10 protein-coding genes are annotated in these 12,965 nt (G+C 61.5%); 6 read left to right on the top strand and 4 right to left on the bottom strand.

What is annotated here, in order from left to right; all coding sequences use genetic code 11:
• Window positions 1-214 precede the first annotated feature (214 nt).
• Both carB and ACTJKE_RS15435 read left to right on the top strand, forming a co-directional pair.
• Window positions 215-3,706, top strand: coding sequence for a carbamoyl-phosphate synthase large subunit (gene carB, locus ACTJKE_RS15430; RefSeq protein ID WP_112996161.1), 3,492 nt, complete (start codon window positions 215-217; stop codon window positions 3,704-3,706).
• Between the two features lie 218 nt (window positions 3,707-3,924).
• Entirely contained in the window at window positions 3,925-4,200 is a 276-nt protein-coding gene (locus ACTJKE_RS15435; RefSeq protein WP_440691948.1) for a hypothetical protein, read from the top strand.
• A 116-nt stretch (window positions 4,201-4,316) separates the two neighbouring features.
• Here the strand turns inward: ACTJKE_RS15435 and ACTJKE_RS15440 are convergent, their stop codons facing one another.
• Complete coding sequence (locus ACTJKE_RS15440; RefSeq protein ID WP_113512776.1) at window positions 4,317-5,807, bottom strand: MFS transporter; 1,491 nt, start codon at window positions 5,805-5,807, stop codon at window positions 4,317-4,319.
• A 280-nt stretch (window positions 5,808-6,087) separates the two neighbouring features.
• On the opposite strand from ACTJKE_RS15440, the gene greA reads away from it, so the two are divergent.
• Together greA and ACTJKE_RS15450 are read left to right on the top strand one after the other, a co-directional pair.
• The gene (gene greA, locus ACTJKE_RS15445; protein ID WP_058324180.1) at window positions 6,088-6,564 is read left to right on the top strand and encodes a transcription elongation factor GreA; all 477 of its coding nucleotides are present in this window, start codon (window positions 6,088-6,090) and stop codon (window positions 6,562-6,564) included.
• 86 nt (window positions 6,565-6,650) lie between these two features.
• Window positions 6,651-7,709 (top strand): glycosyltransferase family 4 protein, encoded by a 1,059-nt coding sequence (locus ACTJKE_RS15450; RefSeq protein ID WP_440635991.1) that lies wholly within the window; start codon window positions 6,651-6,653, stop codon window positions 7,707-7,709.
• A gap of 41 nt (window positions 7,710-7,750) precedes the next feature.
• Here the strand turns inward: ACTJKE_RS15450 and ACTJKE_RS15455 are convergent, their stop codons facing one another.
• The 3 genes from ACTJKE_RS15455 to ACTJKE_RS15465 are packed head-to-tail and all read right to left on the bottom strand — an operon-like array spanning window position 7,751 to window position 10,082.
• A complete protein-coding gene (locus ACTJKE_RS15455) occupies window positions 7,751-8,773 on the bottom strand; it encodes a glycosyltransferase (RefSeq protein WP_440635993.1) in 1,023 nt (340 codons plus the stop codon).
• 7 nt (window positions 8,774-8,780) lie between these two features.
• Window positions 8,781-9,602, bottom strand: a complete 822-nt coding sequence (locus ACTJKE_RS15460; RefSeq protein WP_110878593.1) for a glycosyltransferase family 2 protein — start codon at window positions 9,600-9,602, stop codon at window positions 8,781-8,783.
• A gap of 9 nt (window positions 9,603-9,611) precedes the next feature.
• Window positions 9,612-10,082, bottom strand: coding sequence for an Lrp/AsnC family transcriptional regulator (locus tag ACTJKE_RS15465; RefSeq protein ID WP_053247447.1), 471 nt, complete (start codon window positions 10,080-10,082; stop codon window positions 9,612-9,614).
• A gap of 657 nt (window positions 10,083-10,739) precedes the next feature.
• Between ACTJKE_RS15465 and trxB the strand changes: the two genes are divergently transcribed.
• Entirely contained in the window at window positions 10,740-11,714 is a 975-nt protein-coding gene (gene trxB, locus ACTJKE_RS15470; RefSeq protein ID WP_057250287.1) for a thioredoxin-disulfide reductase, read from the top strand.
• A gap of 117 nt (window positions 11,715-11,831) precedes the next feature.
• Window positions 11,832-12,728 carry a LysR family transcriptional regulator VtlR gene (locus tag ACTJKE_RS15475; RefSeq protein ID WP_034791460.1) on the top strand — a complete coding sequence of 299 codons (897 nt, stop codon included), beginning with the start codon at window positions 11,832-11,834 and terminating at the stop codon, window positions 12,726-12,728.
• Window positions 12,729-12,965 lie beyond the last annotated feature (237 nt).

Genomic DNA, 12,965 nt, shown 5'->3' on the forward strand with positions numbered 1-12,965 from the left:
GCCTTGGCGCGGTTTTAGTGCCGCCGAGCGAGCGATAAAGCAGAGGACGCGCAAATATGCCGGCTTCTTGTCGATTCCGGTATTTTCGGGGTTTCGCTTGCAGATACATTTGCCTATAAGCCGCTTCTAGCCTGAAAAGACCATCAATGCGTACCCGGCCGGTGACCTCCCACTTTGGCCGGTTTTTCGCGCAGCTAGAAACGGATGACCGACCATGCCGAAGCGCCAAGATATCAAGTCCATTCTTATCATCGGCGCGGGGCCGATCGTCATCGGTCAGGCATGCGAATTCGACTATTCCGGCACCCAGGCCTGTAAGGCGCTGAAGGAGGAAGGCTACCGCGTCATCCTCGTCAACTCCAACCCGGCGACGATCATGACCGATCCGGGCCTCGCCGATGCGACCTATGTCGAGCCGATCACCCCGGAAGTCGTCGCCAAGATCATCGCGAAGGAGCGCCCGGACGCGCTGCTCCCGACCATGGGCGGCCAGACCGCGCTCAACACCGCATTGTCGCTGCGCCGTATGGGCGTTCTCGACCGCTACAATGTCGAGATGATCGGCGCGAAGCCCGACGCGATCGACAAGGCCGAAGACCGCGCACTGTTCCGCGAGGCGATGGCCAAGATCGGCCTTGAGACACCGAAGTCGCGGCTGGCGAACGCCACCGACATCAAGGACCACGACCGCAAGGTTCATGAGGCCGAGCGCGCCGAACTGAAGGGCCGCCTGTCCGGCCCGGACCTCGACAAGGCGCTCGACGAGCTGGAGAACCAGTGGAACCTCGGTGAAGGCGACCGCAAGCAGCGCTATCTGAACCATGCGATGGCGATCGCCGCGCAGGCGCTCGACGATGTCGGCCTGCCCGCGATCATCCGCCCGTCCTTCACGCTCGGCGGCACCGGTGGCGGTATCGCCTATAACCGCACGGAATTCTTCGACATCGTCGGCAGTGGCCTCGACGCGTCGCCAACCACCGAAGTGCTGATCGAAGAATCGGTGCTCGGCTGGAAGGAATACGAGATGGAAGTGGTCCGCGACACGGCGGACAACTGCATCATCATCTGCTCGATCGAGAATATCGACCCGATGGGCGTGCACACCGGTGATTCGATCACCGTTGCGCCGGCGCTGACGCTGACCGACAAGGAATACCAGATCATGCGCAACGCCTCGATCGCGGTGCTGCGCGAGATCGGCGTCGAGACCGGCGGCTCGAACGTGCAGTTTGCCGTCAACCCAAAGGACGGCCGTCTGGTCGTCATCGAAATGAACCCGCGCGTATCGCGCTCCTCGGCGCTCGCCTCCAAGGCGACCGGCTTCCCGATCGCAAAGATCGCGGCGAAGCTCGCGATCGGCTACACGCTCGACGAACTCGACAACGACATCACCGGCGGCGCGACGCCCGCCTCGTTCGAGCCTTCGATCGACTACGTCGTCACCAAGATCCCGCGCTTCGCCTTCGAGAAGTTCCCGGGCGCCTCGCCAGTTCTGACGACCGCGATGAAGTCGGTCGGTGAAGTTATGGCGATCGGCCGCACCTTTGCCGAATCGCTGCAGAAGGCGCTGCGTGGCCTTGAGACCGGCCTCACCGGCCTCGACGAAATCGAAATCCCCGACATGGACGACAACGGCGATGGCCGCAACGCCATCCGCGCCGCGATCGGCACGCCGACGCCGGACCGGCTGCGTATGGTCGCCCAGGCGCTCCGCCTCGGCATGAGCGAGGCGGATGTTCACGAGGCGAGCAAGATCGATCCGTGGTTCATCGCCCAGTTCAAGGCGATCGTCGACATGGAGGCACGTATCCGCGAGCACGGCCTGCCCCAGGATGCCGAGAACCTGCGCATGCTGAAGGCCATGGGCTTCTCCGATGCGCGCCTCGCCACGCTCGGCGGCAAGCGCCCGAAGGAAGTGGCCGAACTGCGCAACGCGCTGAATGTTCGCCCGGTCTACAAGCGCATCGATACCTGCGCCGCCGAATTCGCCTCGCCGACCGCTTACATGTACTCGACCTACGAAACGCCCTTCGTCGGTGCCGCCCGGTCGGAAGCCGGGGTTTCCGACCGCAAGAAGGTCGTTATCCTTGGTGGTGGTCCGAACCGTATCGGCCAGGGCATCGAGTTCGACTACTGCTGCTGCCACGCGGCCTTCGCTCTGAAGGACGCCGGCTACGAAGCGATCATGATCAACTGCAACCCGGAGACGGTTTCGACCGACTACGACACCTCCGATCGCCTCTATTTCGAGCCCCTGACGGCCGAAGACGTGATCGAGATCATGCGCGCCGAGCAGGAAAAGGGCGAACTTGTCGGCGTCATCGTGCAGTTCGGCGGTCAGACGCCGCTGAAGCTGGCCGAAGCGCTGGAAAAGAACGGCATCCCGATCCTCGGCACGGCACCCGACATGATCGACCTTGCCGAGGACCGCGATCGCTTCCAGAAGCTTTTGATGAAGCTCGACCTCAATCAGCCGCGCAACGGCATCGCCTACTCGGTCGAGCAGGCCCGCCTCGTCGCTGCCGAGATCGGCTTCCCGCTGGTCGTGCGCCCGTCCTACGTTCTTGGCGGCCGCGCCATGCAGATCATTCATTCGGAAAGCATGCTGCAGACCTATCTGCTCGACACGGTTCCGGGGCTCGTTCCGGAAGACATCAAGCAGCGCTACCCGAACGACAAGACCGGCCAGATCAACACGCTGCTCGGCAAGAACCCACTGCTCTTCGACAGCTACCTGACGAATGCCACGGAAGTGGACGTCGACTGCCTCTGCGACGGAAAGGACGTTTTCGTCTCGGGCATCATGGAGCACATCGAGGAAGCCGGCATCCACTCCGGCGACAGCGCCTGCTCTCTGCCGGTGCATACGCTCGACACGGCCATGGTCGACGAACTCGAACGCCAGACGGCAGCGCTTGCCAAGGCGCTCAATGTCGGCGGCCTGATGAACGTGCAGTTCGCCATCAAGGACGGCACGATCTACGTGCTTGAAGTGAACCCGCGCGCATCGCGTACCGTGCCCTTCGTGGCGAAGACAATCGGCGCGCCGATCGCCAAGATCGCAGCCCGCGTGATGGCCGGCGAAGCGCTGGATGTCGCGATCGCCGCCTATGGCGAGAAGCCGGATCCGCGCAACCTGAAGCACATTGCGGTGAAGGAAGCGGTCTTCCCCTTCGCCCGCTTCCCCGGCGTCGATACCCTGCTCGGTCCGGAAATGCGCTCGACCGGCGAAGTCATCGGTCTCGACACCGACTATGCGCTGGCCTTTGCCAAGTCGCAGCTCGGTGCCGGCGTCGACCTGCCGCGCGATGGAACGGTGTTCGTTTCGGTGCGCGACGAGGACAAGACGCGGGTTCTTCCGGCAATCCGCATTCTGGTCGATATCGGCTTCAAGGTCATGGCCACGGCCGGCACCGCTCGTTTCCTCGGTGAAAACGGCATTGCCGCTACCAAGGTCAACAAGGTCCAGGAAGGCCGGCCACACGTCGAAGACGCGATCCGCAACCGTCACGTCCAGCTCGTCATCAACACGACCGACGGCAACAAGGCGATCTCGGACTCCAAGTCGCTTCGCCGCGCGACGCTGATGCAGAAGGTGCCCTACTACACCACCATGGCCGGCGCGGAAGCGGCAGCTCATGCAATCAAGGCGCTGAAGGCCGGCAGCCTCGAAGTGCGTCCGCTGCAGAGCTACTTCAAGGCCTGATACGAAGAGCGGCGCGCGACAATCTCGCGCGCCGTTTTCGCTCCGCGAAACGATCGTCCGTGTGGGAATGCCGTATGGCGCGACCTTTGTCCGGAATCTCCGGCTGAATGCCCGATGAACGAGCGGTTCAGCCTGCATTCTTCCGCACCATGCTCTTATACGCCTGCGCACTTCGGGATCGGAGAAACCTCCGGCAAGGCGCGATATAGGGCAAGATCGTGCAACTCTATTTCTTCGATCTGCATTGGGGCGACGAGCACTTCGTCGACGAGGACGGCATCATCCATTTCGATGAGGGCTCGGCCCTCTATTATGGTCAGCGCATCGCCGACAAGATCGGCCGCGACGCGGACTATGGATCGCTGAACGTCGAAGTTTTCTCCAGCAATCGCAGACTGTTGGCGACGATCGTTCCGTCGATCGGGCGCGGCGGCGAGCAGCGGGNCCACGTCGGTACACCGCTCCACGCGGCTGCCTACTGCATGTCTCCTTAAATCGACCTCGATTTAAGGACAAAGACATGCAGAAAATCAAAGTGCTACAGCGACCTTTGCGCGTCTGATAAGACGCGCGGCGCTGTAGAACGTCACCTGTCTGAACGCACGGTGCTCTAGTCTCCTGCGAGCGCCCCGAGCGCCGCTCCTCCTTGAGTGTGCCGCGATCGTTTGGCTGCAAGCCGCACGGTTCTGACGCCGAAATAGAGCGCTGCCGTCGATATCACGGACGCGACCACGAAGACGGTGAACAATGCGCCATGCATCGTCGCGACGCTTGCCTTCTCGTCAAAGCCGCGAAGGTTCGCGGTAAGCCCGCAGATTGCAGCGCCGATAGCGTAGCCGGCCGATTGCAGCGTCGGCAAAAAGGCCGACGTCTTGTCGCGTTCCTTATGCGGCGATACATCCATCATCAATTGGCTGAGCGTGCCCCAGGAGATGCCGAAGCCGGCGCCAATCGCGATCTGGCTCGGAAAGACCAGCCGGAATTCGTCGATGGCGACCGCGATCGTCAGGCCGACAAGTCCGAGGCTGAGAAGTGCCGGCCCGATCTGGGTGAGCTTCACGCGCAGATCATGTGAGCGCAGGCTCGCAACGAGAATTGCGGTCAGGCTCCAGGAGATCGCCATCAGCGCGCCGGAAAAGCCGGCAGCCGTCGGGCTGAAGTTCCACACATGCTGCAGGCCATAGATGAGGTAGATCGAGCCGGATGCCTGCGCCAGCGGCATCAGCAGCACCACCCAAAGGCCGGTGCCAAGCGGCTTCGCGAGCGCGAAAGCGCCGGCAGGGAGGATCGAATGTTCTGCGCGCCGGTCGGTCTGGACCACCGCCCAGAGGATCGTCAGCGCTGTCGCCAGCGCCGCGACCGTCAAGGGAACGCTTCTGGCCGTGGTCGATACCGATATCAGCAATATTCCGGCGCCGACTACAATCAGCCGCAGGAGCGGGATCGGACGTGGCTTGCTGGCTGGTGGCTTTTGTGCCGGCACGATGGCGAGGACGAGCACGACAAAGATTGCGGCTGCCGGAATATTGACGCCGAAGGCCGCCCGCCAGGACCAATGCTCCGTCAGGAATCCGGAGACGAGCGGACCGCCGAAGGCGGCCATTGCCCAGACGATGGCTTCGGCTCCGAAGATCTTCGGCACCAGCCGCGGCGGGAAGAGTTCCGGGATCAGTGCGTAGCAGACCGCGGCGATGATACCTTCGCCGAATCCCTGGAACACCCGTCCGGCAAGCACCTGCGGCATGCTGCTCGCGGTCGTCGCGATCATGGTTCCGGCGACAAATACGACGGCGGCAGCAATCAGCGTGCCACGTGCGCCGAACCTCGCCTTCAGATTGGCGGCAAGCGCCCCGCCGAGAATCGCAAAGACGAGATAGAGCGTAACCGCCCATGAAAGCAGCGTGGCGCCGCCGATCTGCGCGACAGCCGTCGGTAGCGCCGTCGAAATGAAAAATTCATTGAACGCAAAGAGTGCGACCCCAAGGCAAAGTGTGACCGTTGCCGCCAGATAGTCGGGCCGGAGCAGTTCGCTCCAGCGGCCATCCGCTTGCGGCTCCGCGTTCGGGCATGTCTTGATGTGGTGGTCCTTGGCAAGATCCATGGGCCATGCTTCCTCGTGATATTCTGCAGGAGCAGTTCTGATACGACCTCAACCGCAGTTGAGGTAAAGCTGTTTCTGCAAAACTTGCCACCGGTTTCCTTCGTCTACAAGTTGCGGATGGTTTGTTGGCTTCGGTGGATGGTGGCGAAATATCTGGCTTTCGCGCTTCCGTTTCTGCTATAACGAAGGTTCGAAGTTTCGGACGGTTCCGGTGTTTACGCGCCGGAGACCGTTTTCTTTTGCGTTGGCGNGCGCCTCGTGCTTGATGAAGGACAATGAAATGGTCGAAAAAGTGCCGATGACACAGGGTGGATTCGTCAACCTGCAGGAGGAGCTGCGCTGGCGCCAGCAGGAAGAACGACCACGAATCATCGAGGCGATTGCCGAAGCCCGTGCACATGGCGACCTGTCGGAAAATGCCGAATACCATGCCGCCAAGGAGGCGCAGAGCCACAACGAAGGCCGCGTCACTGAGCTCGAAGACTTGATCGCCCGCGCGGAAGTCATTGATCTCTCGAAGATGTCCGGCTCCAAGATCAAATTCGGCGCCAAGGTCAAGCTCGTTGACGAGGACACCGAAGAGGAAAAGACCTATCAGATCGTCGGCGACCAGGAAGCCGACGTGAAGGCTGGCCGCATCTCGATCTCGTCGCCGATCGCGCGCGCCCTGATCGGCAAGGAAGTCGGCGATTCCATCGAAGTGAACGCCCCCGGCGGCTCCAAGGCCTACGAAATTCTCGCGGTCAACTGGGGCTGATCAGCCCCGGCAGGGGCGAAGCCTCCCTTCGCCCCATTTCTCTCTTTCCAAAAGACGATCGTTGCTCGCGCAAGGAGTGCGCTTTCGTGGCCGATATCCGGAACGTCGAGGTCATCGCTCCCAATTTCAAGCGCCGCCTCTCGGGCGTGACGTCCACCATTATCCAGTTGGTTCCGATCCAGCGCGCGCTTGGCGAAAAGGTCGCCGTGCTTGGCCCGGGGCTGCCGGACACCCTGCCCTCGATCCGATTCCGCGATCTCCTGCGCTTGTGGAGCGCACCGGATGGTCGGCCCTGCCGGGTCTGGCATGCACGCCGTAACGTCGAGATGCTGCCGGCGATCGTGCTGCGCGATCTGCTCGGCATGAAGCTGAAGATCGTCTTCACCTCGGCTTCGCAGCGGCGCCACACTGGCTGGAGCAAGTTCCTGATCTCCAGGATGGATGCGGTGATCGCGACGAGCGGCAAGACCGCCGCCTATCTCGAAGTACCGAACACGGTCATCCTGCACGGCATCGACACGAAACGCTTCCAGCCGCCGGCGGATACAGTCGCCGCCAAGTCTGCGCTCGGGCTCGATCCGGAGCAGAAATATGTCGGCTGCTTCGGACGGGTGCGTAAGCAGAAGGGAACCGACCTCTTCGTTGATAGCATGATCGCGTTGCTCCCCTGCCGGCCGGGCTGGAGTGCCATCGTCGCGGGGCGCGCGACCGGCCCGCATGTGGCGTTCGAGAACGAGTTGAAGGAACGGGTCGCAAAAGCCGGTCTGACGGACCGCATCCGTTTCGTCGGCGAGCACACCAACATTCCCGATTGGTATCGCGCGCTCGACCTCTTCATCGCGCCGCAGCGCTGGGAAGGTTTTGGTCTGACGCCGCTCGAAGCCATGGCAACCGGTGTGCCGGTTATTGCGACCGATGTCGGTGCGTTTTCGGAACTGGTCGTCGTCGGCGAGCAGGAAACCGGCACGGTCATTGCGGCAAACGATCTGCAGGCGATGGTTGAGGCGACTGCCGGCTTCATGGACGATGATCGCCGTCGTACGATGGCAGGCGCCAACGGCCTGGGGCTGACCTGCGCCTCCTTCGCCATCGAGGGCGAGGCCCGTGCGATCAACGCCGTCTATGAACGGCTGATGCGTTCCTGATCGGCTGCCATTCGTGTGGCAGCCGCGCGAGCGAAATTAGCTCAGCGTTTTGAAGCGAAGAGCTTCAAGTAGGCGTCAGTGATCGCCTGTTTTGAGAACTGGTTCATCAAGGTCTCGTGGCCGCGTTCGGCGAGGCGTTCGCCCAGTGACGCGTCGCTCGCGATGCGGTCGATCGCCTGGGCAAAACCGTCGGCGTCGCCGATATCGACCATCAAGCCGTTCTCGCCATCGCGCATGAACCATTGCGGCCCTTCCGAACGGCTGGAGACAACAGGCGTGCCCTGTGCCCAAGCCTCGAGGATGACATTGCCGAGCGGTTCATGGCTCGATGCCATGACGAAAATGTCCGAAGCGGCGAGAAACGGCCGCGTATCTTTCTGCCAGCCGGCAAAGCGCACACGCTTTGCCACCCCGAGGTCGGCCGCAAGTTTCTCGAGGTTTTCCCGCTCCTCGCCGTCGCCGACCATCCAGAGATAGGCGTCCGGCACCTTGGCGATGGCTTGTATCAGCGTGTGGAAGCCCTTGCGCGGCACGAACCGGCCCATCGACATGACGACCGGCACATTCTCCGGCGTGTCGAGCGTGGCGCGACTGACTGGCGCGACGCGTTCCGTCCCGGTGAAGTTGGAGATCACCTCGACGTCGCGTTTCCAGCCGATCTTGCGCACATGCTCGGCAATTCCGGGCGTGTTGCAGACGAGACAATCGGTATTGCGGAAATAGTCGAGACGCAGCGGATAGTCGCCGAGGCGGGAAATCTTGATGCAGCCCTTGTAGTTCGGCATGAGGCGGCTGGCGCGCGGCATCCAGGCAAAGAGCGCGTCCGGCTTCTCGCGGCGCGCCATGCTGCTGACCTTCATCGGCAAAAGGATCCGGTCGAGCGACAGGTTGCGGAAATTGCTTTCGATGATGCGCGTTGCACCTTCGATATCCTTCCGCCAGATGCGTCCGGGCCGGATGACCGAGGTCTGCTCGACGCCGCGCTCGCCAAGCGCATTCACCAGATGAACGAAGAAGCGCTCTGCGCCGCCGTCCTTGCCGAAATGAAAGTGCATGATTTTCATGGGAACCTCACGGGCTGGTCTGGCGCCGATCCATGTCGTCATGGTTCGGACGGCGCTTCAGCGCGTGCCTCTGATAGATCTTGGCTGCGGTCAGGAAGGCGTAGACCGCCCCCGTCGTCGCTTCGATGAAACCCGGAAAGCCGCAGCGCCAAAGGCCATTGCGGAAATAGAGCCGGTAGAAATAGAGCGGTGGGCTGAACAGCATCTTGTAGGGTCGCGCGGACTTTCCGGCCGCAAACTGCTGGTCTGCCTTCAGCGTCGAGTATTTGTTTTCCTTGAGGATCTGCTCGTCGATGATCAGCGGCCGGTAATGCAGCAGGCTTCCCTTGCGTGCGGCACTGACGGCGCCATCCGGAACGATCCCCTCATGGACCTTCTGATTGAGGTCGTAGCGTCCCCTGCCCTGGCGGATCAGCCTGAGGTTCCGCCGCTCGTGCACCCGCTCGGGCGTGTAGCCGTAACCGATCAGATAGGGCCTGCGGGCGACGCGCCAGCCGACCGTCTCCGCCGGTGCATCGAGCAGCGATGGCAGCAGCGCCTTCAGCGGCTCATCCAGGCGCTCGTCGGAATCGATGTTGAGGCACCACGGCTGCGTGCACTGATCCAGGGCGAACTGCTTCTGGCCGGCATACCCTCGCCACGGCTCATGCAGGAAACGGATCGGCCAACCCTTGTCGATATAGGACTGCACGAGTACCGGCGTGCCGTCGCTCGAACCGGAATCGACGATGACGATTTCCGCGCATTGCTCGAGGCTCTCGATGCAATTGCCGAGGTAGGCTTCTTCGTTCTGGCAGATGATGAAGGCGGAAAGCGGAAGCTTGTTCATGGGCGGGCCTTAGATCTGAACGAGGCCGATATCCTTGACCTGGCGAATGGTCAGCATCGTGCGCACCGTGTCTACTCGTTCGTTGGCCGTCAGCACTTCGATGACGAAATCCTGGAAAGCTGTCAGATTCTCGGCGACACAATGCAGCAAAAAGTCGCTTTCGCCGGAAACTGTCCAGGCTTGGCGGACGATCTGCCATTCGGCGGTGGCGGCCGCGAAAGCCTTCAGGTCCGCTTCCGACTGGCGCTTCAGACCGACCATGCAGAAGGCGACGAGATCGAAGCCGAGTGCCGGTGCATTCAGCAGCGCGTGATAGCCCTTGATGACGCCGGTTTCCTCGAGCTTGCGCACGCGCCTGAGGCACGGCGGCGCAGAGATGCCAACCCTTTGGGCGAGATCGACATTGGTCATCCGGCCATCACGCTGGAGCTCGCGAAGGATCTTGAGATCGATTGCGTCGAGCTCGACTTGTTTCGTCATGAACGTTCGTCCTTTTTGCGTGGTGACTTTTTGCGCGAGGGCAAAGTCAAAAACTTTGTATTTGCTGACGGTTGAGCTGGCCCCGATGGCCGGCGATGTTGACTGGTGCGTCCCCTATCCCGGCGCAGCGGCGATCATCTCGGTCGAGATTCTCGGCAAGGCGCGCTCCAGAAGGGCGAGGTCGTCTCGAGTCGGTGCGTGGCCGAGCGCAGCGCGATGGAACCAAGCACGGCCGGCATTCAACCCCATATGCTTCTCCAGCAAAGTGAATCCGCGTGAAATATCGCCAAACCCGCTGGACAACAAGCAGTCCCGCCGACTATTCGCGGGAAAATGGCATGGCTGACACCGGTCTTACCGCAAAAATGGGCCGCCACCGTCCGAAGCGGCATCGGCTTGGCCCGATGCGGCATTAATTCCGCTGTCGCACTGCTCCCGGCGCATGGCTCGGTAAAGACGGATCGCATGGCCGAAACCTGGTGCACAAACGCGTCATCTGGTGGCAAAACTAGGCTTGGCGCTCAAGCACTTGTGTGTATCAGGGCCGACGCCCTTGAAAGTCGTGGTAGGGAATACCTAAACTATGGAACTATTTCCCATTGACGCAATGGAATCGGACGAGAGCGTTCCCTCTCCCCGTGAACGAAGGACAAGACTATGACTGCCCGTCACGTGAAAGTGCTGATCATCGGCTCCGGCCCGGCCGGTTATACGGCCGCCATCTATACGGCGCGCGCCCTGCTCGAGCCGGTGCTGATCGCCGGCCTGGAACAGGGCGGCCAGTTGATGATCACCACCGACGTGGAGAATTATCCGGGCTATGCCGACCCGGTCCAGGGCCCGTGGATGATGGAGCAGATGCTGAAGCAGGCGACCCATGTCGGTGCCGAGATCGTCAACGATCTCGTGACTGACGTCGATCTGTCCGTGCGTCCGTTCCGCATCAAGACCGATAGCGGCACCGACTGGACGGCGGACGCCCTGATCATCGCCACCGGCGCCAAGGCGAAGTGGCTCGGGATCGAGACCGAGCCGACCTTCATGGGCTTCGGCGTCTCGGCCTGCGCCACCTGCGACGGTTTCTTCTATCGCAACAAGGATGTCATCGTCGTCGGCGGCGGCAACTCGGCCGTCGAAGAAGCGCTTTACCTGTCGAACCTTGCCAAGACCGTCACCGTTGTGCACCGCCGCGATTCCTTCCGCGCCGAGAAAATCCTGCAGGAGCGCCTGTTCGCCAAGCCGAATGTCAAGGTGATCTGGGACCACGAGGTCGTCGAATATCTGGGCGCACCGGCCAAGCCGCCGATGCCCGCCTCGGTCGACGGCGTGAAGCTGCGCAACACCAAGACCGGCGAAACCTCCGACATGGTCACCGACGGGGTGTTCGTCGCGATTGGTCACGCCCCGGCGGTCGAACTTTTCAAAGGCAAGCTTCGGCAAAAGTCCAACGGCTATCTGTGGACCGCGGCCGATTCGACGGCGACCGACGTGCCCGGCGTTTTTGCCGCAGGCGACGTGACGGACGACATCTATCGTCAGGCGGTGACGGCGGCCGGCATGGGCTGCATGGCAGCGCTCGAGACCGAGAAATACCTGGCGGGTCATATGCCCGTCGCAATTGCAGCCGAATAGAAGCTGCGAATCGGGGTGGTGCCGCTGAGGTACCTCGCCCCGTGTGGGAACAGACGCATCAGCCACATCCGGAAGACAGGACCCCGTCTTCCGGAGTGGTTTCTTATGGGGGACTTCATGTCGCTGGACTGGGACAAACTGCGCATTTTTCACGCGGCGGCCGAGGCTGGGTCGTTCACGCATGCGGCAGACAAGCTCCATCTTTCGCAATCGGCGATCAGCCGGCAGGTGAGCTCACTTGAGCAGGACGTCGGCATCAAGCTGTTCCACCGCCATGCGCGCGGCCTGATCCTCACCGAACAGGGCGAGATCCTCTACCGGACGGCGCACGAAGTGCTGATGAAGCTCGAAAGCGTCAAGGTCCAGCTGAGCGAAACCACGGACAAGCCAAGCGGCAAGCTGCGCATCACCACGACCGTCGGCCTCGGCCAGGGCTGGCTCACCGACAAGATCCAGGAGTTCATGTCGCTGCACCCGGACGTGCAAGTCCAGCTCATCCTCGACAATGAAGAGCTCGACGTGAACATGCGCCATGCGGACTGCGCCATCCGCCTGCGCCAGCCGCAGCAGTCGGACCTCATTCAGCGCAAGCTGTTCACAGTGCACATGCACGTCTATGCAGCACCCTCCTATATCAACAAATACGGCGAGCCGCAGTCGGTCGAGGATCTCGACAATCACCGCATCATCACCTTCGGTGAACCGGCGCCGAACTATCTGCTCGATGTCAACTGGCTCGAAATCGCAGGCCGCGATTCCGACAATCCGCGCGTGTCGCACCTGCAGATCAACAGCCAGACCTCGATCAAGCGCGCCTGCCTCCTGGGCATCGGCGTTGCGATGCTGCCTGACTATATCGTTGGCCGCGACCCGGGCCTCATACAGCTTCCAATCAGCGCCGACATCCCCTCGTTCGATACCTATTTCTGCTATCCAGACGAGATGAAGAATGCCGCGAAGCTCAAGGTCTTCCGCGATTACATCGTCGCCAAGGCCCGGAACTGGAACTTCTGACGTTCAATCGGCAAATGCTCTTTTTGTGAGCATTTCTTTATCGTTATCGTAACTATTTGTTTTTGATGTAAGATTTTTGAATGCGCCTTCACTTTTGTGCGGCGCATTTTCATTGTGCGATGCAAAAATAGGCAGGGATGCGCACATGACATGGCTGTCATGCATATTAAATGATTGCTGCCCGCCCAAAAAAGCAGCATACCAAACTCAGCTGATGCATCTTTGGTGGCTTCTCCT

It is taken from the genome of Ensifer sp. 22521 (assembly GCF_052044795.1).
Lineage (GTDB): Bacteria > Pseudomonadota > Alphaproteobacteria > Rhizobiales > Rhizobiaceae > Ensifer.